Source organism: Brevundimonas sp. Br13 (genome assembly GCF_055391505.1).
The window spans coordinates 439,958-461,072 of sequence record NZ_AP044008.1 but is presented as its reverse complement, the minus strand read 5'-3'; the positions used below and the strand labels follow the sequence as shown (position 1 = coordinate 461,072).

Here is a 21,115-nt window from a genome sequence, read left to right as displayed (position 1 = left end):
GAGCGGGTTCTAGACTTTGGTCGGATCGTCGGGCGTCTCGTCCGCCGTCGGAGACGGTTCGTCCTGCAAGGGCGCCCGGCGACGCTTCTGCCAACGCGCGACCCCATAGGCGACCAGCCACAGAAGCATGGCCCAGGCCGAGCCCACGGCCCAGCCGGCGAAGACGTCCGTCGCCCAGTGGGCGCCCAGATAGATGCGGGTCAGGCCGACCAGCAGGGCCATGACCATGCCGACGCCCAGGACGAAGATCTTGAACCGCCTGCGAGGAAAGGCGCGGGTCAGCATGACGGCCACGCTCAGATAGAAGACCGTCGCGAGCAGGGCGTGACCGGAGGGAAAGCTGGCGTTGATCGTCTCGACCGCCTGAAGCGCCTGGGGCGGACGCTCGCGTTCGAACATCGCCTTCAGCCCCTCGCTCAGCATGACGCCGCCCGTCAGCCCCAGGACCAGCAGCAGCGACGACAGCCATTTCCTCTGGCTCAGCAGAAAGAGGACGACGATCAGGGCGAACAGGCCCAGCACCGATATGCCGCCCAGCGATGTGAGGTCCGCCGCCGCCTCCTTCAGCCACCACGGCCCCCAGGGGCGGCCGGGATCGTCGGCATAGGGCCGCATCAGGCCCAGCACCTGGCGATCAAAGCTCTGACCGTCGGCCTCGGTCATGTCGTCAGCGATCTCGACGAACGCCGTCACGCCCAAGGCGGCGACGAACAGGGCCGTCAGAGCGGCCGTCTCGGCGCGCGCGACCGTTAGCAGGCGTATCAAAAAGGGACGGAAGTCGGAAACGGCCATGGGGCGTCGAAACGGCCAAGCTGGGCCGAAGTTCCGATCACGCCTTCGTGATGTCGCGGCCGCGAAGGCCCGTGAGGGGTTTGCTGGCTTGCGCGCTGAACTTTCCCCAGGCGAGGCCGACTTGTCCGACCGATTCGCCGACAAAGCGAGCGTCAAGACGTTGACGGCTTATTAGGCATGTGCGCCCTATATGTGGGCTCGGGGAGCGTTGGAGCCACTAGATGATGTGGTTACGGCGCAGGTGGCTCTAGGCAGTTTATTGTTCAGGACGCAGATGACTATGGCTGGCGGCGAGGCTTTGAAGACGGCGGAATTCCAAGGTGTTGCGACGAACGCGGCGCCTGAGAAGCCGCATCTGACCGTCGTGAAATCGGTCCAGGTGGATCGTTCGCGCGACGCCCTGCTGACCGATTTCGGCAAGAAGACGCTGGAGGACCGCTACCTGCTGCCGGGCGAGAGCTATCAGGACATGTTCGCCCGCGTCTCGACCGCCTTCTCGGACGACGCCGACCACGCCCAGCGCCTGTATGACTATATGAGCCGCCTGTGGTTCATGCCGGCGACCCCGGTCCTGTCGAACGGCGGCGCCGATCGCGGCCTGCCGATCTCCTGCTTCCTGAACGCGGTAGGCGACAGTCTGGACGGCATCCAGAGCGTTTGGAACGAGAACGTCGCCCTGGCCTCGAACGGCGGCGGCATCGGCACCTACTGGGGCGGCGTCCGCTCGATCGGCGAGAAGGTCAAGGGCGCGGGCAAGACCTCGGGCATCATCCCCTTCATCCGCGTGATGGACAGCCTGACCCTGGCGATCTCGCAAGGGTCGCTGCGTCGCGGCTCGGCCGCCGTCTATCTGGACATCCACCACCCGGAGATCGAGGAGTTCCTCGAGATCCGCAAGCCCTCGGGCGACTTCAACCGTCGCTCGTTGAACCTGCACCACGGCGTCAACGTCACTGACGAGTTCATGGAGGCGGTGAAGACCGGCTCCACCTTCGGCCTGCGCTCGCCCAAGACCGGCGAGGTGCTGAAGACCGTCGACGCCCGCTCGCTGTGGACCAAGCTGCTCGACATCCGGATGCAGACCGGCGAGCCCTATATGATCTTCTCCGACACGGTGAACCGCCAGATGGCGCCGCACCAGCGGGAGCTGGGGCTGAAGGTCAAACAGTCCAACCTGTGCGCCGAGATCATGCTGCACACCGGCCGCGACCACCTGGGCGTGGACCGGACCGCCGTCTGCTGCCTGTCGTCGGTCAACGCCGAGACCTTCCTGGAATGGCGCGAGGAGCCCCGCTTCGTCGAGGACCTGATGCGCTTCCTGGACAATGTTCTGGAAGACTTCATCCGCCGCGCCCCGCCGGCCATGGCCGCCGCCGTCTATTCGGCCAAGCGCGAGCGTTCGGTGGGCCTGGGCCTGATGGGCTTCCACTCCTTCCTGCAGTCACAGGGCGTGGCCTTCGAGAGCGCCATGGCCAAGTCGTGGAACATGCGCCTGTTCAAGCACCTGCGTCGCGAGGCCGACAAGGCCAGCCGCATCCTGGCCGAGGAGAAGGGCCCCTGCCTGGACGCCGAGGAGCGCGGCGTGATGGAGCGGTTCAGCCACAAGCTGGCCATCGCCCCGACCGCCTCGATCTCGATCATCTGCGGCGGGACGTCGGCCGGCATCGAGCCGATCCCGGCCAATATCTACACCCACAAGACCCTGTCGGGCTCCTTCGCCGTCAAGAACCCCTATCTGGAGCGTCTGCTGGACGAGAAGGGGATCAACACCGAGGCGGTCTGGAGCTCCATCCTCCAGCACGAGGGCTCGGTCCAGCATCTGGACGCCCTCAGCGAGGACGAGAAGGGGATCTTCAAGACCGCCTTCGAACTGGACCAGCGCTGGGTGGTGGAACTGGCCGCCGACCGCGCCCCGGAAATCTGCCAGGCCCAGTCGCTGAACCTCTTCATCCCCGGCGACGTCAACAAGTGGGACCTGCACATGCTGCACTGGTCCGCCTGGGAACGCGGCGTGAAGTCCCTGTACTATCTGCGCTCCAAGTCGGTTCAGCGCGCCGCCTTCGCCGGCGCCGAGGACAAGGCCGAGGCCGAGATCGACCCGAACCAGCCAGACCTCTTCTCCATGCCCAAGACCGACTACGACGAGTGTCTGGCCTGCCAATAGGCCTCCTGCGCCGCAGCAACTGGCGTGAAAGGGCTCCGTGGTCACGGAGCCCTTTTTTCGTGTTCGGAACTCGCCACAAGGCGCGGCGTTGAAAAACGACCAAAGAATGTCGTGAAAATGTCTGTTGGACTCCCGCCCTGCATGGTGCAAGCTGGAGAACAGCGGACGGTGGGGAGACCGAATGCGTGTAGCGGCCTGGTTGTTTGGAGTGGCAAGCGTGCTGGCGTCCGCCGGCGCGGTCGATGCTCGCGCCCAGGCCTGGGTCCCCGACGCCTTTGACGCCGCACCCGAAACCGGATCGAACGTCACGGCTCGGTTGAACGAACAGCAGAGTTTTCGGGTCTCTCCCGACGCGCCCTTCGGCCCTGAGATCGAGATGAAGACGCCCCTGGCGATCTCGGGCGAGGCTCAAGGGATCGCCGCCAGCACCCGCCGCGACATCTGGATCGACCGCCAAGGCTTCACCGATCGGCTCAGCCTAGAGACCGCGGGCCGCCTGACACGCGCCGACGGCTCCCCTCTGCCGGTCACCCTCCAGGACCGGGCCGTTCTGGAGCCCGAAGCCTATGATCTGCGTTATGTGCGCGGCTTCCGCAGCGCGGTCGGCCGCACGGCCTCTGGCCTGGAAGTCAGTCTGACGCCCCATGCCGGCGTCGGCCTGGGCAGCGAGGGCGGATCGGCCGAGGCCGGCGCCACTTTGAAGATCGGCGAGGGGCTGGACCGCCTGGCGCCCGACGGCGACGCCCGGTTCGGCCAGCGTCCGCGCTGGTACCTCTATGCCGCCGGCTCGGGCCGCGCCGTCGGCTATAATTTCGCCCGCACCCGCGACGGCGACTACGCTCGATCCGGCTATACCCAGGACCGCGGATCCTTCCTGGGCGACGCCTCCGTGGGGGTGGCCTATCGCCGTGGCGCGATCCAGACCTCGGTCGGGCTGGTCTATCGCGAAATCGACGCGGGCAAGGGGCTGCGCGGCATGAACGGGCTGGACACCGATGTGGATGAGGGGCTGATCGCCTTTCAGCTCTCGATCAAACCCCGCCGCTGATCACGCCCGGCTCTGCGCCTCAAGGCGCTTCCGACACCGCAACCCCCTCCCGCCGAGGATCGGCCCCGCCGTCCCAGCGGCCGTCGCGCCACACCGCGCCATGCAGGCCCGAGGTCTCCGTGGCGTTGGGCCTCAGCCCCATGCCGGCCGCTCCCAGGGCCTGGGCGATGTCCGGCGCGATCTGGGCCGTATCGGCGCCGACCGAACCGCCCCGCACCACCAGGTTCGGCAGGGCGATCGCCTCCTGGACCGGCAGGTTCCAGTCGATCATCCCGACCAGGGCCTTGGCCACATAGGCCAGGATGCTGGACCCGCCGGGCGACCCGATCGCCCCGACCAGACGCCCCTGTCGATCCAAGATCAGAACGGGGGTCATGGACGAGCGCGGCCGCTTGCCCGCCGCTACGGCGTTGGCCGCCGGATGGCCGTCTTCGGTCGGGGTGAAGGAAAAGTCGGTCAGCTGATTGTTCAGGAAGAAGCCCTCGACCACCCGCCCGTCGCCGAAGATGCTTTCGACCGTAGTGGTCATGCTGACCGCATTCCCGTCCGCATCGACGATGACCATGTGCGAGGTTCCGCCTGGCTCGGCCGTGGCGTCCGCGCTGCGCGGCGCAGAGCCGGGCGGCGCGCCCGCCGGAACCGGCCCGTCGATTTCCGGGACCAGGGCCGCGCGCTGGGCCACATAGGCCGGGTCCAGCAGCCCGGCGACCGGCACCCCGACGAAATCGGCGTCGCCGACATAGCGGTCGCGGTCCGCATACATCAGTCGTTGCAGACGCCCGAAGGCCACCCAGGCTTCGGGGCTGTCGGCGCCCTTCTGGATGTCGGGCGTGTGTTCCGCCATGGCCAGGAACTGCAACAGGGCCACCCCGCTGGACGGCGGGGGCGGAACGCAGATCACATAGATCCGATAGGGCCGACACAGGGCGTCCCGGCGCAGCGGACGATAGGCGGCGATGTCCGCCTCGGTCAGGCCGCCCGGCCGCGGACCCTCGGCGACGGTGCGGGCGATCTCCCGGCCGATGCGTCCCCCGTAGAAGACGCCGGGCCCCTCGGCCGCCAGGGCCTGAACCGTTCGGGCGTAGGCCGGATTGCGCATCACATCCCCGGCCCGGTAGCGGAGGCCGTCTGGGCCGGTGAACAGGGCGGTCGCCCACCGGGTCTTGGCCTGGGGCGATGACCCATTGATCATGCCCGCCAGGCGCGGACTGACCACAAAGCCGTCGCGCGCCAGCCGTTCGGCGTCGTCGAACAGATCGCGCCAGGCCAGCCGTCCCTGGTCCTGATGGGCCATGGCCAGCATGGCCACCGCCCCCGGCGCTCCGGTCGATCGGCCCGACAGTATGGCGTCGATGAAGGGCAGGGGCTCGCCGTCCTCATAGAACAGTTCGGGCGTGGCCGAGGCGGGGGCCGTCTCGCGCCCGTCATAGGCGGTGATCCGGCCGGTCTTGGCCTCATAGCTCATCAGAAAGGCCCCGCCCCCCAGGCCTGACGATTGGGGTTCCACCAGCCCCAGCACCGCCTGGACGGCGACCGCCGCATCTACCGCCGAGCCGCTCCGGCGCAGCACCTTCATCCCGGCCTCGACCGCCAGGGGATTGGCGGCGGCGACGAACGGCCCCCGCGCGATCGACGGGGCCCCGGCCGGGTCCGACCGCGCCTCCAGCGAAGGCGCCGCGGCCGGGGTCTGGCATCCGGCCAAAAGCGTCGGGACGGAAACCGCCGCGACCAACAGGGACACGAGACGACGACGCAAAAACAACATTCAGGCGGTCCGACAGGGGGAGAGGTCCGGGCGACGAGGCCCGCCAGGGGACCACGCCGATCAACCCCGCTACAGAAACTGCATTCCCCCGCTTGCGTCCACCCCGTTCAGCGGCTAAAGACCCGCCCTCGCCGCAAGGCAGACGCACCCGTAGCTCAGCTGGATAGAGCACCAGACTACGAATCTGGGGGTCAGGAGTTCGAATCTCTTCGGGTGCGCCATTTTCCTTTGTTTGGCGCTCTGCGGTTGATCGCCCTCTTGGAGCCTGCCGGCGCCAGACGCGCAACGGTCGAGACGGAATTCATCTAACAGCCAAGCCTCGTGGTAGACGATGCAGGCCGTATGCCCCGCCTCGGCATGGCGATGCAGTAGGATTCTGAGAGGCTCGGGGCAGCGCCAAGCGCCCAGCGACGTCTAGATCTCAGCTGAGACTCAGCCTTGGGCGGCGCGCAGACCGTTGGCGGAGGCTTGCTGGAGGGCGGGGCGTTTTTGGCCGCCGGAGGCGATGATGCGGTCGATCCGAGCTTTTTCGGCGCGGAAGGCGGCCAGGTCGGCGCCGGACAGTTCGGTGCCCTCCTGGGTTTTGACGCCGGCCGGATTGATCCGTTGTCCGTTGCGCCAAATTTCGTAGTGAAGGTGCGGACCGGTGGAGGCGCCGGTCGAGCCGACATAGGCGACGATCTGGCCCTGGCTGACCCGCTGGCCGGCGCGGATGCCGGCCCCGTAGCGGGACAGGTGGCCGTAGCCGCTTTCCAGACCGTTGTTGTGGCGAATGCGCAGCCAGTTGCCGTAGCCGCCCCAGCGGCGCGCCTCGACCACCACGCCGTCGGCGGGGGCGACGACCGGCGTCCCGGTGCCGGCGGCGAAGTCGATGCCCTGGTGCATCTTGCGATAGCCGGAAATCGGATGGGTCCGGAAGCCGAAGCCCGAGGACACGCGTCGGAAGTTCTGCAGCGGGGTGCGCATCATGGCCGAGCGCAGGTTCTTGCCCGAGGCGTCGAAGAACTGCGCCTCTTTGGCGCCGGCCGGCTTGAAGCGATAGAAGGTCACGCCGCGCAGTTCGGCATAGACCAGATCGCCCACGGCGACGGTGCGGCCGGCCTCGGTCACGTCCCGGTCGAAGACCATGGTGAACTCGTCCGAGGCGCGGATGTCGCGCTGCATGTCGAACTTGGTGGCGAACAGGCGGCTGGCGGCGCGGACGATGGAGGCGGTGGCGCCCAGTTCGCGGGCGCTGGCGGACAGGGAGCGTTCGACGTCCCCCTTCAGCACTACGGTCTCGTGGGTGACCTTTTCCTCAAGCGAGCGCAGGCGCAGGGCGCCGTCGAAGCTGCGCGACACCGTCAGCTGGCTGGCCGGGCCGGTTCGCATGGTCAGGCCGATCAGGCGGGCGTCGCCTCGGCCGTCGCGCGGCTTGGCGATGGCGGTCTCGAAACGAAGGCCGGCGCGCAGATCGGACAGGTCGAAGGCGTTGGCGACGGTGGCGGCGACGGCGCTGGCCTCTTCCGGGGCGACGCCGGTGCGGCGCACGGCCTCTTCAAAGGTTTCGCCGCGACGGATCTGGACGGGAACGGCCTCCGGGGCGGTCATGCCGGCCGGAGCATTGGCGGCGGCGAAGGCCTGAACCTCCATGGCGGCCATCTGGGCCGAGGAGGGGACGGGAACTTCTTCAGCCTTGGCGGGTTGATAGACTCTGCCGGCCAGAAGCGCCACCGAGACCGCGGCGGCGGCGGTCAGAGCGTGCGGGGCGAGGCGCATCGGCTGTCGGCGAGGGTCGAACTGAGCCATCGGTCTCGTCGTGCTGCAACGCCAAAGGCGTCAAACCATAGTCACCAAACTGCGCCGCATTCCTGCAAATGCGAAGGCTAGGCCTATACCTCGCCTGTTCCACTTTGGGAAGGCGGTTGCTTACAAGGCGTTAAGAGACGGCTCAAGCCCGTAAAGGTGCGTAGTCGTCCTGCCCCCGTTCCATAGGTCGCCCTCTTGTCGCCCCGCTTGGCTGCAACGGAAGATGAGAACGGACGTTGCGGATGCGCGTATTCAAGGCGACGCTTGGGGCGTAAATCTTCATCGGGGGCAGCGATGGCGGTCTGGAAAATGGTTCTTTCGCTTTCCGGTCTGGACGTTTGACCGATACGACGACGCCATCCGACCGGTCGCGTCGGCCGTCGCGGCGGAACGATCCGCTGCGTCGGCTCGGCCGCGTCGCCGGCGTTGTGGTGCTGGTCGTCGCCCTCCTGCTGGCGGCGCTTTATCTGAATCGTCGAGCGGCGGCGCGCGAGGTCCTGGTGGGTTGGCTGGACCGGCGCGGCGTCCAGGCGGAGGTCGAGGTCGAGCGGATCGAGCTGGACGGCTTCGTCGGGCGTATCCGCATCGGCGATCCCAAAAATCCGGACGTGACGGTCGAGCGGGTCGAGGTGGACTACGCCGTGGCCTGGCCCTGGTCGAAGACGGGGCTGGGAGTGACGCCCAGCCGCGTTCGACTGGTTCGGCCGGTGATGCGCGCCAGTTGGAAGGACGGGAAGCTGGCGTTCGGATCGCTGGACCCGGTGATCAAATCCTTCACGGGCGGCCCGCCGCGTCCCGATGCGCGCGCGCCCCTGATCATCGTCGAAGACGGCCGGGCGCTGTTGGAGACGGACTACGGCGCCGTGCGGATTCTGGGCGATGCGCGGGTGGACGACGGCAAGCTGATGCGGCTGAAGGCGGCGGTTCCGGCGACCGTGCTTCAAAGCGGCGAGGTTCAGGCCCAGGGGTTCGCCGCCGCAGTCGATCTGACGACGACCGGCGACCGGGTGAAATTGGCGCTGCGGGGCGAGGCGGACCGTTTCGTCGGCGCCGGCCTGAGCGGGCGCCGCGCCCTGCTGAGCCTGGACGGAGACCTGCCCTATCCGGATCTGAAGACGCGGCGCGGCGATGGCCGCGCGCGCCTTCAGGCGCGTTTGACGGGCGAAGCTCTCGGCCTGGGGGCGACCCAGGCGCGTGATGCAGAGATCCAGGCCCGGTTCGACGGCCGAACCGCCGGATGGATCGAAGACTTCCAGCTGGAAGGCGAGACCGGCCTGGCCTTGACGGCGGCGGCCGTGGACGGTCCCCGGCTGAAGGCGACGCAGGCGCGGGTCCGGGCCGAGGGCGGACGCCTTGAAATCAAGCGCGCAGACGCCCTGGGCTGGGGGCTGGAGACGCCGCTTATCCTGGCCGCCGAGGCCGGCGCGGCGGGCGGGGTCGAGGCGCGCGGTCTTTCGATCTGTTCCGGAGCCTTGACGCTGGGCGGGCGCGACGCGGCCTTCGAGGCGACCGGGCCCGTCAAGGCCGGCTTCGACCGTATCGGCTGGGGCGACCTGACGTTAAGGCGTGGGGCCGCCGATCTGAGCTTGGACGTCGTCAAGGACGAGGCGGTCCGCATCGTCGCCCAGGGCGCGATCCGGTCGGCGGACGGCGCCTGGCCCCTGTTCGGGCCAGTCGGGCCCGACGACATCGCCGAATTGGCCGAGATGAAGCGGGCGCTGGGCGGTTTCGCCCTGAACGCCCCGGCGGTTCGCCTGGTCACAGGGTCGGCCGGGACGGAGGCCAGCCTCCTGCGACCGGTCACGGCCAGGCCCGCCAACGGCGGCGTGTTGACCCTGTCGCAGCCGGCGGGCCAGACCGCCTACGCCGCCGAGCCGGGACGGCTGGGCGGCGGCGCGCTGAGGCTGGTGGCGACGCGGGGACGGGGATTGCCGGAAATGGCGGTGGACGTGCCGCAGTGGCGGCTGACCGACGCCGGCTTCGAGGCTCAGCTGGACGGCCGTGCGCGACTGGATTTCGACGTGGCGCGCGGGATCGACGCCAGGACGCGGGGGCTTCTGGCCCTTGCGGACGGACGGATCACCTACACCACCCCCGAATGTGTGGACCTGACGGTCGAACGGCTGGAGCTGGACGAGAACGACGTCCATGAAGTCGCCGGCGCCCTCTGTCCCACAGACGCGCCCTTGCTCAGCGCCAAGGAGGGGGTCTGGCGCGTCGTCGGCGGCTTTGATCGCCTTTCGGCCCAGGCGCCCTTCCTAGGCATGCGGTTCGAAGGGGCCGCCGGTCGGGTGACGGTGGACGGCGCATCCTCCGGCGTGGGGCTGACGGCGACGGTGACCCAGGCGCGGGCGGTGGACGCCCTGACCCCGAAGCGGTTCGAACCGCTCGCAGCCGTCGGACAGGTGCGGCTGGCGGACGAGGTGTGGCGCGGCGGTTTCGACCTGGAAGGGACCGGCAAGGCGGCGGGGGCCGCCTTGGGGCGGTTGACCTTGACCCACGACGGCCGCAGCGGCGCCGGCGGCCTCCAGATTTCGGTTCCCCCGGTGACCTTCGTCGAGGGCGGCCTGCAACCGGCCATGCTGACGCCCCTGGTCGCGGACCTGGTGCAGTCGCCGGCGACCGGTTCGGTCGCCTTCGAGGGCCGGTTCGACTGGACCAAGACCGCCGAACCGACGTCGAGCGGGCGTCTGAGCGTGCCGGGGCTGGACTTCGTCAGCCCGGCCGGGGCGGTCAAGGGCGTCAAGGGCGACATCGTCTTCACCAGCCTGACGCCGCTGGTCACCGCGCCGGATCAGAAGCTGACGGTCGACAGTCTGGCCGTCGGGACGGAGGCGACGGATTTGGACCTGACCTTCGCCGTCGACGCGGCCGGGATCAAGATCTCCGCAGGCTCGGTTCAGGCCGGCGGCGGAGTCGTCTCGGTGGAGCCGTTCGTCGTGCCGCTGGACGCCGCCCAGCCCTATGACGGGGTGGTGGTGCTGGACCGGGTCCAACTGGGCGATGTGGTGGCCGACACCGGTTTCGACGACAAGGTGGTGCTGGATGCGGTGGTCTCGGGCCGTCTGCCCTTCACCATGGATCCCAAGACCGGCTTGACGATCCGCAACGGGTCCCTGGCGGCGGTCCAGCCGGGGCGGCTGTCGATCAAGCGCGAGGTGCTGACCGACGTGGACGCCGGCGGAGGCGGGGATGTGCCGCCGAACATGGTCGAGGATCTGGCCTATCAGGCGATGGAGAACCTGGCCTTCGACGTGCTCAGCGCCGATGTGAACAGTCTGGACGGCGGGCGGCTGTCGGTTCTGTTCCGTATTCGCGGCCGGCACGCGCCGCCCCAACGCCAGGAACTGCGTCTGACCCTGGCGGAGTTGATCAGCCGCGAATTCCTCAAGCGGGAACTGCCCCTGCCGTCCGGCACCCAGATCGACCTGACGCTGGACACGACCCTGAACGCCAATCAGCTGTTCTCGGATCTGCTGGCGGTGAATCGCGCCCGCCAAGGGCAGCAGGAAGAGGCGGCGCCGTGAGCCCGGCCATTCAGAGACCGTTCACGCGCAGCCGTGCTATTGCATCATCAAACCTGATCGAGCCGGAGTCTAAGCCATGATCACCAAGCGCCAGTTGGCCGGACTGGGCCTCGGAGCCGCCGCCGCGGCCGTCGCGGCCTGCGCCCCGACGGTCCGTCTGGAGGTTGCGCCCATCCAGATCTACGCCAAATTGGACGCAGACGTGCGTGTCCGGCTGGATCAAGAGTTGCAGCAGCTGCTGCAACAGAACCCCAACCTCTTCTGATCGCCTCGCTTTTTCCTGAAAGGACAGGCTGACATGAGCTTTCGCAGATTTATCGCCGTCGGCGCCGTCGCCGCCGCCGTCTCCATGGCCGGCGCCGCCCTGGCTCAGACCAGCGCCCAAAAGGCCATGATCGATCAGGCCAAGGCCGCCGGGGTCGTGGGCGAACAGGCGGACGGCTATCTGGGCTTTCGCACCTCAAGCGCCGACGCCGATCTGCGCGCGGCCGTCGAAGCGACCAACGCCGGCCGCCGCGCCGCCTACGCCCGCAGCGCCGCCGAGGCGGGCGCCACCCCCGACGTGGCCGGGGCCCGGATGTTCCAGAGCCAGCTTCTGCCCCGGATTCCGGCCGGCCAATGGTATCGAAACGCCCAGGGCCAGTGGGTCCAGCGCTGAGGTCTTGGGCGGCCTGACGCCTCAGGCCGCCGCTCACCGCGCCGAAAGCGCGGGCTTCAGCAGTCCCTCCGCCAGGGCGCGCACCACCGGCACGGCGACGGCGTCGCCCATCAGCTTCAGGGCCGCGCTCTGGCTGGGCGGCAACAGATAGTCGTCCGACACGCCCATCAGGCGCGCCGCTTCGCGGCCGGTCAGCCGCCGCACCCGGGCGCGTCCCCCGTCGCAGACGACGACATATTGGCGCGACGAACCGCCGGCCGGCGTTCTGAGGCAGCCCGCCAGGCCGTCGAACCGGATTTCGAGCCGTTGGACCTTGCGGCCGTTTTCTCGGCGGACCCGGCGATAGGCGGCGCCGACCGTGCGCCGTCCCGAGGCGATCGTCGCCTCCAGACGGGCGCGGTGCAGCGGAGCGGCCAGGGCCAAGATCGCCTCGCCGTCGTCCAGCCAGACGGCGGTCTCGTCCGGTTCCAGAAGGGCGCCGAGATCAAGATTGCGGCGCGAAGGGATCGGCAGGCTCCACCAGATCCAGGCGTCACGCGCCGCCTGCGGCAGACGGGCCTCAGCCGCGATCAGCCGGGATGAGTGGAAAGGGCCGTTCGGCGCGCGCGTCTGCGGCGCCGCCGCAGCCATCTCTTCGGCCATGGCGACGACGAACAGACGCGGGCGCGACTGGGGCAGCCAGTGGGCGGCGTCCATTTCCAAGGCCCCGATCCGCCAGCCGCCAGACGCCATGGCCGTGCAGACGGCGGCGAAGTCCTCGCCCTGCGCTGCGCCCGAGGTCAGCAGACCGATCACATTCTCCAGAACGATGATCCCGGGCGCGCGTCCCTCGCGCGACAAGCCCTCGATCAGACGCCAGAAGCCCCAGAAGGCGCCGGACCGCCCCGCCGTCAGCCCGCCGCGCCCACCCGCCAGGCTGACGTCCTGGCAGGGGGACGAAGCCCAGGCCAGGTCCGGCGCGCCGGGCAGGTCCGCCGTCGTCAGGTCCCAGACGTCGCCCAGATGAAACGGGATCCGTGGATGATTGGCCGTGAAGGCGGCCGCCTTGGCCCGGTCCATGTCATTGGCGAAGACGGTCTCTATTCCCGAGACGCCGCCGGGATTCGCCCCGTTCAGGCCGAGGCCGGCCAAACCGCCGCCGGCGAAGAACTCGTATGCGGTCAGGCGAATCGACATTCCCGCACCATAACTCAGCCGCCGCCCTTGACCGAAGAGGATGTCGCCCACACTTGCTGGCCAATCGAGAGAGGTCTCCGCATGCGCCCGATCCCCGCCGCCCTGACGGCGATCGTTCTGGTCCTGCCCCTGCTGGCGGGCTGCTATGATCGCAAGGATCAAGCGCCGGAGGCGGCGCCGCCGCCCGAACCGGCGCCCGTGCTGGCGGGCGTCGATCTGGGCAAGCCGGTGCGCGCTCTCGGAACCGAACCGTTCTGGAGCGTCGAAATCACGCCGGACGGCTTGACCTATACCCGTGTAGATCAGCCGGCGCAGCATGCGCCGAACCGGGGCGCCACGGTGCAGGGCACGGTCGCCACCTACGCCACCTCTACCGATCTGAACGAAGCGCTAAACGTCGTCCTGATCGCCACCGAATGTTCGGACGGCATGAGCGATCGCACCTATCCGCTGACGGCCAAGGTCGAGATCGGCGACGACACCCTGACCGGCTGCGCCGCCTCGGTGGCGGCGTTGGAGGCGGCGCCGGCCCCCTGAAGCGTCCCAGCCGCAGGCGTCAGGCGGCGGGTCTCACCACCAGTCGGCTTCGCGCAGGGTGCGGGCGTAGCGGCGGCTGACCGGGACGTTCAGCCCGCCCTCCAAGGTCAGGGTGGCGCGGCCGTCGCCGCGCTCGACGCCGCGCACGGCCGAACGGGCCACCCACCAGCTGCGGTGGGTGCGGGCGCCTTCCAGTCCCTCCAACTCTTCGACCGCGTCGGACAGGCGCATCAGGATCAGGTCCGAGCCGCGATCGGTGTGAAGGCGCAGATAGTGGTCCTCGGCCTGAACGGCGTAGAGGGTCGCGCCCTTCAGCCTGGGGGGCAGGCGATCCAGAAAGCGCGCCGGACGCGTCGGCTGGCTGGGCGGCGCGGCGTGGGTCTGGACCGGCTGGGCGCGTCCCAGGAAGACGTTGACCGTCGTCACCGCCAGGGTGACGATCAGGACCGGGCCGAACAGCTGGGGCAGGGCGGACAGGGGATAAAGGCGCTGGGCGAAGAAGAGACCCGTCGCGGCCCAGATGATCAGGCTCAACGGGCCGGTGATCACCGCCGTCATCAGGCCGATCGTCAACCAGGGCCGGTCGTCCACGTCGATGAAGCGGGTGACCAAGCCGCTGCACAGATGGCCCCAAAGGCCGCCCAGGATCATCATCAGAACCCAATAGGCCAGCCGTTCCAGATAGGGCGCGCCGGCGCTGCCGAAGGCGCCGGTCGAGGCCAGAAAGACTCCGACCAGGACCGCCACGACCAGGCCCCTCAGAAAGGTTCGACGGCGGTCGTCGGCGGGTGACGTCATGAGGGCCTTCTACGTTCGGAGTCCGATCTGAAACCATGATTTCCTCCAGGGCGGAAGGGGGTGGGCGTTCGCGAAACCGAGGTGGGCGTTCACGCAGGGGCGGATGCGGAAGGACCGGACCCCGGGCAGGAGGGCCGCCTTCATCCGGAGTTTTCCCGCCATGTCCCCCCGTCTCGCCCGTCATCTGCCGTCCGCCGCCGGTCTCTTCCTGCTGGGCGTTCCGATCCTCATCTATCTGACCCGAGACAATGGTCAGATCGCACGGCTGGGTTTCCGTCCGCACGCGCCGAAGCTGGACCTCTTGGCCGCCGCGCCGACGGCGATCCAAGTTCATGTGGCGGCCGCCCTGACGGCCCTGGCGATCGGGATCGTGCTGCTGATCGGGGTGAAGGGCACGCGGCTGCACCGGACGCTGGGCTGGGCCTGGGTGGCGGCGATGGGAACGACGGCGATCAGCTCCTTCTTCATTCACGCCATCAATCCCGGCGGACCTGCGGGCCTGTCCTTGATCCATCTGCTCAGCGGTTGGACGGTGGTCGGCCTGCCCATGGCGGTCTACGCCGCCCGTCGCCATAGGGTGCAGGCCCATCGGCGGGCCATGACCTCCATGTTCGTCGGAGGACTGATCGTGGCCGGCCTTCTGACCTTCCTGCCCGGTCGGCTGATGTGGGCGGTCTTCTTCAGCTAGAAGGCGACAGTCCCGCCACGGCGCGAAAGCCGGCCGCCGCGAACCGGACCATATAGTCGCCGGCCGTCTGAAGATCCCCGGATCGGGCGCGACCGCCCGACAGTCGGTCCAGACGTCCGGTCTCGCCCAGGGTCAGGGTCAGGGCGCCCGACAGATTGTGATAGCCCCAGTAGAGATCGACCTCGCTGGCCTCGGGCAGGACCTGGGCGATCAGTTCGATCAGCCGCCGGATGGCCGGGTCGAAATAGCGGGCCATGGTTTCGCCGCCGAAGGTTGGGTTGGCGTTGGTCTGGGCCACCAGGGCGGAATAGTGTTTCCAACCCGGCCCGCCCTTGAGCGACCATTCGAACGGCGGTCGCAGAAAGGCTTCCAGCAGCCCCTCCAGCGTCATGGGCCGCCCGGTCTCCTCAGCCTGGGCGGCGTAACGGTTGATGGCGGCGACTCGTTCATTGTTCCAGACCTCGGCGCGACGCAGAAAGACCGCGTCGAACAGGTCTCGCTTGGCCCCGAAATAATAGTGGACCAGGGCGGTGTCGACGCCGGCCTCACGCGCCACCTCGCGGATGGTGACGCCGTAGAAGCCGTGTTTGGAAAACAGATCCTCGGCCGCATCCAGGATCAGCTCGCGGGTTTCACCCGCCGCCTTGGCCTGGGCCTTGGGCGGACGGCCGCGCCGCGCAGGCGTCGCATCCGGCGCGGCCGTCTTGCGCCGGGCGGCGGCGACGGGACGGGGCGCGGCGGGGATCTGGCTCATGGCGGCGACGCTAGGCCAGGGCCGGCGCCGGTGCAACGGCGCCACGCTGCACGTTCCGTGTGGGCGGATGACGACGTTGCGGCAGCTCCGGGGTTTGACAGACGGTCGAAACCGGGTCAGGTTCAAGAAAATCATTGAACGCTGAATAAAAGCGTCAACCAGGCTGGAAACGACAAAGGGGTTAAGGATCATGAATCGTCATGTGAAGTGCGCGCTGCTGGCCGGCGCGGCGTGGGGCGTGCTGGCGGGGGCTTCCACGGCCCAGGACGCCGAGGCGGCGGCCCAGGCGGCCAACGCCGGACAAGCCAATATGGTGGACGACATCGTCGTCACCGCCCGTCGGCGCGACGAACAGCTGAAGGACGTGCCGGTGGCCGTCTCGGCCCTGAGCGCCGAGCGGCTGGAACAGACGGGCGCGACCAATATCACCGCCCTGCAGCAGCAGACGCCGAACGCCACCGTTCAGGTCGCGCGCGGCTCCAACTCGACCCTGATCAGCTTCATCCGCGGCGTGGGCCAACAGGACCCGCTGTGGGGCTTCGAGCCCGGCGTCGGCCTCTATATCGACGACGTCTATGTCGCCCGTCCGCAGGGCGCCGTGCTGGACATCTTCGACATCCAGCGCATCGAGGTGCTGCGCGGGCCGCAGGGCACCCTCTACGGCCGCAACACCATCGGCGGGGCGATCAAATATGTGACCAAGCGCCTGGGCGTCGATCCCAGCCTGACGGCGCGGGCCGAGGTGGGCTCGTACAATGAGCACAACTTCCTGCTGTCCGGCTCGGTCCCCGTCGGCGACACCTTCGCGATCGGGGGCGCGGTCGCCACCTATCAGCACGACGGCTACGGCCAGAACCTGAACACCGGCCAGGATCAGTATGACAAGGACGTCACCGCCTATCGCGCCAGCGCCGAGTGGACGCCGAACGACAGCCTGTTCTTCCGCCTGGCCTGGGACCGGGTCGAGGACGATTCCAGCCCGCGTCACGGCCACCGCGAGGTGAACTCGACCACCGGCGGCTATACGCCCCCGGCCAACGAATACGATACCTATGCCGGGATCACCGGCGAGCAGAAGGTGGTCACCGAGGGCGTGTCCCTGACCGGCGAGTACCGGGTCAACGACATGCTGACCCTGAAGTCGATCACCGCCTATCGCTCGGGCGACACCCAGACCATCATCGACTTCGACCAGACGCCCCTGCCGACCCTGGACGTGCCGGCCATCTATTCGGACGACCAGTTCACCCAGGAGTTCCAGGCCCTGTTCACCGGCGACCGCTGGTCGGGCGTGGCCGGCGTCTTCTATCTGGACGGCACCTCGTCCGGCGCCTTCGACACCATCGCCGGCAATCTGGGTCTGGCCATTGCGGCGGCGGGATCGGTGGACACCAAGTCCTTCTCGGTGTTCGGCGACTTCAGCTATGACCTCACCGACCGGCTGCACGTCTCGCTGGGCGGACGCTACACCAAGGACGACAAGGACGCCTCGGTCCTGCGCCTCTTCTATCTGGGCGCGACCCGCACTCCCTATACCGGGGGGACTGACCGGGCGATCTTCGCCACCCGCACCAACTATTCGGCGTCGGACACCTTCGAGAAGTTCACGCCGCGCGCCAGCATCTCGTATGACTTTTCGGAAGAGATCACCGGCTACGCCTCGGTCAGCCAGGGCTTCAAGTCGGGCGGCTGGGACATGCGGGGCGACGCCGCCCTCGTGCCGCAGACGGTCGACGGCTACCAGCCCGAGACGGTCACCACCTATGAGCTGGGCCTGAAGGGTTCGGCCTTCGACCGGCGGATGAACTTCGCCTCGGCGGTCTTCTATTCCGACTACAAGGACCAGCAGATCACGACCCAGCAGGTGGCCACGCCCCCGGCCGTCGGCATCGCCTCGGTGGTCGACAACGCCGGCGCCTCGACCATCTACGGCTTCGAGCTGGAAGGTTCGGCCTTCCTGACCGACGACATCACCGCCAACTTCTCGCTGGGCTATCTGAAGAACGAGTTCGACGAGTTCATCACCCGGATCACCGGCACGCCGGTGGATATTTCGGACACGCGCGAGCCGCAGAACTCGCCGGAATGGTCGGCCTATTACGGCATGACCTGGCGGGGCGACATTATGGGTGGGGAGATCCGGGTGACTCCGTCGCTGTCGTACCGGTCCGACTACCACCTGTTCGACACGCCGGACCCCATCCTGGACCAGGACGGCTATGTCCTGGCCGACGCCAGCGTGGTGTGGACGGCGCCCAGCCGGCGGTGGGAGGTCGGTCTGTTCGGCCGCAACCTGACCGATGTCCGCTACAAGGTCGGGGGCTACAGCTTCCCCGGCGCGACCTACAACAACTCGATCAGCGCCTTCTACGGCCCGCCGACCACCTATTCGGCTCGCCTGACCTACCGGTTCTGATCGCCGAAGACGCCTGACGGAGGGCGGCGGTCCAAAGGCCGCCGCCCTTTGCTTTGCAGGGGGCGGACTTGCGGCTAGGCTCGCCCCAACAAGAAGAACATGTCGAGGGAAACGCCGATGACGACCGACACCGTGACGGAGGCGCCCGCGCCGCATCGACCGGGCTACCGCTTCTATGTGCTGGCGGTGCTGATCCTGATCTACATGCTGAACTTCCTGGATCGGCAGATCATCGGCATTCTGGCGGCGCCGCTGAAGGAAGAGTTCGGCATGTCCGACAGCCAGTTCGGTCTGTTGGGCGGCATCGCCTTCGCCTCGGTCTATTCGACCCTGGCCATTCCCCTGGCCTGGCTGGCCGACCGGTTCAGCCGGGTGTGGATCATGACCGGGGCGCTCGCCGTCTGGTCCGGCTTCACCGCCCTGTGCGGCATGGCCGGCTCGTTCGGCCAGCTGTTCCTGTGCCGGATGGGGGTGGGCGTGGGCGAGGCGGGCGGGGTGGCGCCGGCCTATTCGCTGATCGCCGACTATTTCCCGCCGCATCAGAGAGCGCGGGCCCTGGCCGCCTTCGCCTTCGGGATTCCGCTGGGCATGGCCGCGGGCACCCTGGTTGGGGGACTGCTGGCGGCGACCTACGGCTGGCGCACGGCCTTCATCGTCGTCGGCCTGTCGGGTCTGCTGGTCGCGCCCCTGCTGCGGCTGACGGTCAAGGATCCCAAGCGCGGCGGAACCGATGCAGTGAAGACCGAAGCCCAGGTCGCGGCCCTGGCCGCCGCGCCGGTCGGGACGGATCGGGCGGGCAAGATCGCGGCCCAGATCATGCTGGGCCTGGGCGCCGGTCTTCTGGTCCTGGGGGGGCTGGACTGGCTGCTGGGTCTGTCGCTCGGCAATCCGCTGGTGCTCGCCTTCGGCGGCCTGCTGGCTGGGGTGATCGGCGCCTCCTTGATGGTCGCGCGGCGCACCGCATCGGTCGTGATCAAGAAGCCCAGCTTCTGGCTGCTGGCCTTGGGCGCAGCCTCGTCGTCCGTCTGCGGCTACGGCGTCGCCGGCTGGTTGCCCCTCTTCTTCATGCGCAGTTTCGACCTGAGCCTGCGCCAGACCAGCTGGTACTATTCGGGCATCGCCCTGATCGGCGGCCTCCTGGGCATTTGGCTGGGCGGAATGATCGCCGACAAGCTGTCGAAGAAGGGCAAGGGCGCCTATCCCCTGACCCCGGCCGTGGCCTTTCTGATCTCGGCGCCCTGTTTCATTCTGGCGATGAACTCCCCCTGGCTGATCGGCCTGGTCCTGCCGGGCGGGGGCAGCCATGCGCAGCAGCTGATCCTGGCCTTCCTGATCTTTCTTCTGCCCACGGGGCTGAACCTGGCCTGGCTGGGGCCGATCACGGCGGCGGTCCAGCATCTGGTCCCGGCGGCCATGCGCTCCACCGCCTCGGCCCTGTTTTTGTTGATCAACAATCTGCTGGGGATCGCGGTCGGCTTCTACTATTTCGGCTGGATGAGCGACCTCCTGGCGCCCCGGTTCGGAGAGGAGAGCCTGAGGTGGGCCATCTACACCGGCATGAGCTTCTATGTGCTGGCGGCCATTCTGCTGTTTGGGGCCTCGCGGACGCTGAAGCGGGACTGGGTGGACTGAAGGGTCATAATCAGACGGTTGCACCTGCGAAGGCGCGGGGCCTATAAGCCCCGCAAACTCTTCCCAGCAAAGATTGCGGCGGTCTCCATGAACATCCACGAATATCAGGCCAAGCAGGTTCTCAAGGGCTTCGGCGCCCCCGTCGCCGCAGGCGTGCCCATCACCTCGGCCGATCAGGCCGAGGCCGCCGCCAAGCAACTGCCTGGCCCGCTCTATGTGGTGAAGTCGCAAATCCACGCCGGGGGCCGCGGCAAGGGCAAGTTCAAGGAACTGCCGGCCGACGCCAAGGGCGGCGTGCGCCTCGCCTTCTCGATCGAGGAAGTCGTCGCCCACGCCAAGGAGATGCTGGGCAACACCCTGGTCACCGCCCAGACGGGCGAGGCCGGCAAACAGGTCAACCGCCTCTATATCGAAGACGGCGCCGACATTGATCGTGAACTGTATTGCTCGCTGCTGGTTGATCGCGCCTATGGCCGCATCGCCTTCGTCGTCTCGACCGAGGGCGGCATGGACATCGAAACCGTCGCCCACGACACGCCCGAGAAGATCCAGAACATCGTCATCGACCCCGCCACGGGCGTGACCGACGCCGACGTCGCCGCCATCAACGCCGCCTACGGCCTGACGGGCGCCGCAGCCGAAGACGGCAAGTCGCTGTTCCCCGCCCTGTACAAGGCCTTCGTCGAGAAGGACATGGACATGCTGGAGGTGAACCCGCTGATCGTCATGAAGGACGGCCATCTGCGCGTCCTGGACGCCAAGGTCAGCTTCGACGGCAACGCCCTGTTCCGCCACGACGACATCAAGGCCCTGCGCGACGAGACCGAGGAAGACGCCAAGGAAATCGAAGCCTCCAAGTGGGACCTGGCCTATGTCTCGCTGGACGGCAACATCGGCTGCATGGTCAACGGCGCCGGCCTGGCCATGGCGACGATGGACATCATCAAACTGTACGGCAAGGAGCCGGCCAACTTCTGCGACGTCGGCGGCGGCGCGGGCAAGGAGAAGGTCGCGGCGGCCTTCAAGATCATCACCGCCGACCCGAACGTCCAGGGCATCCTGGTCAACATCTTCGGCGGCATCATGAAGTGCGACGTCATCGCCGAGGGCGTGGTCGCGGCCGTGAAGGAAGTGGGCCTGAAGGTGCCGCTGGTCGTGCGTCTGGAAGGCACCAACGCCGAACTGGGCAAGAAAATCCTGAACGAGTCGGGCCTGACCATCCAGGCCGCCGATGATCTGGACGACGCCGCCCAGAAGATCGTCGCGGCGGTCGGCTAAACGTCAAGAGACCGTCTTTGATGGCTCTGACGGCGGCGCTGCTTGCAGCGTCGCCGTTTCTCGTTGCGGAGGGCTGCGACGCCCCGCCATAGTC

General features: G+C 68.2%; 16 protein-coding genes and 1 tRNA gene. 11 read left to right on the top strand and 6 right to left on the bottom strand.

Features of this window, described 5'->3' with window-relative positions; genetic code table 11:
- Positions 1-9: 9 nt before the first annotated feature.
- The gene (locus ACZ5M6_RS02275; RefSeq protein ID WP_464159517.1) at positions 10-792 is read right to left on the bottom strand and encodes a phosphatase PAP2 family protein; all 783 of its coding nucleotides are present in this window, start codon (positions 790-792) and stop codon (positions 10-12) included.
- Positions 793-1,066: 274 nt separating this feature from the next.
- On the opposite strand from ACZ5M6_RS02275, the gene ACZ5M6_RS02270 reads away from it, so the two are divergent.
- Together ACZ5M6_RS02270 and ACZ5M6_RS02265 are read left to right on the top strand one after the other, a co-directional pair.
- Complete coding sequence (locus ACZ5M6_RS02270; protein WP_152949170.1) at positions 1,067-2,956, top strand: ribonucleoside-diphosphate reductase subunit alpha; 1,890 nt, start codon at positions 1,067-1,069, stop codon at positions 2,954-2,956.
- A gap of 217 nt (positions 2,957-3,173) precedes the next feature.
- On the top strand, positions 3,174-4,004 hold the full coding sequence (locus ACZ5M6_RS02265; protein ID WP_409612876.1) for a lipid A-modifier LpxR family protein: 831 nt from the start codon (positions 3,174-3,176) through the stop codon (positions 4,002-4,004).
- A gap of 19 nt (positions 4,005-4,023) precedes the next feature.
- On the opposite strand, the gene ACZ5M6_RS02260 is transcribed toward ACZ5M6_RS02265, so the two are convergent.
- Complete coding sequence (locus tag ACZ5M6_RS02260; RefSeq protein WP_464159514.1) at positions 4,024-5,769, bottom strand: gamma-glutamyltransferase family protein; 1,746 nt, start codon at positions 5,767-5,769, stop codon at positions 4,024-4,026.
- A 144-nt stretch (positions 5,770-5,913) separates the two neighbouring features.
- Here ACZ5M6_RS02260 and ACZ5M6_RS02255 point away from each other — a divergent pair.
- A tRNA-Arg gene (locus tag ACZ5M6_RS02255) sits at positions 5,914-5,990 on the top strand.
- 211 nt (positions 5,991-6,201) lie between these two features.
- On the opposite strand, the gene ACZ5M6_RS02250 is transcribed toward ACZ5M6_RS02255, so the two are convergent.
- Positions 6,202-7,557, bottom strand: a complete 1,356-nt coding sequence (locus ACZ5M6_RS02250) for a M23 family metallopeptidase (RefSeq protein ID WP_444571666.1) — start codon at positions 7,555-7,557, stop codon at positions 6,202-6,204.
- 338 nt (positions 7,558-7,895) lie between these two features.
- Between ACZ5M6_RS02250 and ACZ5M6_RS02245 the strand changes: the two genes are divergently transcribed.
- The 3 genes from ACZ5M6_RS02245 to ACZ5M6_RS02235 all read left to right on the top strand — a co-directional run bounded on the left by ACZ5M6_RS02245 (position 7,896) and on the right by ACZ5M6_RS02235 (position 11,742).
- Positions 7,896-11,084: an intermembrane phospholipid transport protein YdbH family protein gene (locus tag ACZ5M6_RS02245; protein WP_464159512.1), complete on the top strand. Its 3,189-nt coding sequence runs from the start codon at positions 7,896-7,898 to the stop codon at positions 11,082-11,084.
- A 76-nt stretch (positions 11,085-11,160) separates the two neighbouring features.
- Entirely contained in the window at positions 11,161-11,349 is a 189-nt protein-coding gene (locus tag ACZ5M6_RS02240) for a YnbE family lipoprotein (protein WP_054764280.1), read from the top strand.
- A 33-nt stretch (positions 11,350-11,382) separates the two neighbouring features.
- Positions 11,383-11,742, top strand: coding sequence for a DUF1318 domain-containing protein (locus ACZ5M6_RS02235; protein ID WP_054764279.1), 360 nt, complete (start codon positions 11,383-11,385; stop codon positions 11,740-11,742).
- Positions 11,743-11,775: 33 nt separating this feature from the next.
- On the opposite strand, the gene ACZ5M6_RS02230 is transcribed toward ACZ5M6_RS02235, so the two are convergent.
- The gene (locus ACZ5M6_RS02230) at positions 11,776-12,918 is read right to left on the bottom strand and encodes a DNA cytosine methyltransferase (RefSeq protein ID WP_464159510.1); all 1,143 of its coding nucleotides are present in this window, start codon (positions 12,916-12,918) and stop codon (positions 11,776-11,778) included.
- A gap of 81 nt (positions 12,919-12,999) precedes the next feature.
- On the opposite strand from ACZ5M6_RS02230, the gene ACZ5M6_RS02225 reads away from it, so the two are divergent.
- Entirely contained in the window at positions 13,000-13,455 is a 456-nt protein-coding gene (locus ACZ5M6_RS02225; protein WP_228185945.1) for a COG3650 family protein, read from the top strand.
- Positions 13,456-13,488: 33 nt separating this feature from the next.
- Here the strand turns inward: ACZ5M6_RS02225 and ACZ5M6_RS02220 are convergent, their stop codons facing one another.
- Positions 13,489-14,253 (bottom strand): LytTR family DNA-binding domain-containing protein, encoded by a 765-nt coding sequence (locus ACZ5M6_RS02220; protein WP_182713864.1) that lies wholly within the window; start codon positions 14,251-14,253, stop codon positions 13,489-13,491.
- A 160-nt stretch (positions 14,254-14,413) separates the two neighbouring features.
- On the opposite strand from ACZ5M6_RS02220, the gene ACZ5M6_RS02215 reads away from it, so the two are divergent.
- Positions 14,414-14,941 (top strand): DUF2306 domain-containing protein, encoded by a 528-nt coding sequence (locus ACZ5M6_RS02215; RefSeq protein ID WP_182713865.1) that lies wholly within the window; start codon positions 14,414-14,416, stop codon positions 14,939-14,941.
- Here the strand turns inward: ACZ5M6_RS02215 and ACZ5M6_RS02210 are convergent.
- Complete coding sequence (locus ACZ5M6_RS02210; protein WP_182713866.1) at positions 14,934-15,695, bottom strand: TetR/AcrR family transcriptional regulator; 762 nt, start codon at positions 15,693-15,695, stop codon at positions 14,934-14,936. The two genes, ACZ5M6_RS02215 and ACZ5M6_RS02210, sit on opposite strands and share 8 nt — an antisense overlap.
- A 190-nt stretch (positions 15,696-15,885) precedes the next feature.
- Between ACZ5M6_RS02210 and ACZ5M6_RS02205 the strand changes: the two genes are divergently transcribed.
- The 3 genes from ACZ5M6_RS02205 (at position 15,886) to sucC (ending at position 21,021) form a co-directional block, all read left to right on the top strand.
- Positions 15,886-18,111 (top strand): TonB-dependent receptor, encoded by a 2,226-nt coding sequence (locus tag ACZ5M6_RS02205; RefSeq protein WP_464159508.1) that lies wholly within the window; start codon positions 15,886-15,888, stop codon positions 18,109-18,111.
- Between the two features lie 117 nt (positions 18,112-18,228).
- Positions 18,229-19,743 carry a spinster family MFS transporter gene (locus tag ACZ5M6_RS02200; protein ID WP_183216587.1) on the top strand — a complete coding sequence of 505 codons (1,515 nt, stop codon included), beginning with the start codon at positions 18,229-18,231 and terminating at the stop codon, positions 19,741-19,743.
- A gap of 87 nt (positions 19,744-19,830) precedes the next feature.
- A complete protein-coding gene (gene sucC, locus ACZ5M6_RS02195) occupies positions 19,831-21,021 on the top strand; it encodes an ADP-forming succinate--CoA ligase subunit beta (protein WP_054764271.1) in 1,191 nt (396 codons plus the stop codon).
- Positions 21,022-21,115 lie beyond the last annotated feature (94 nt).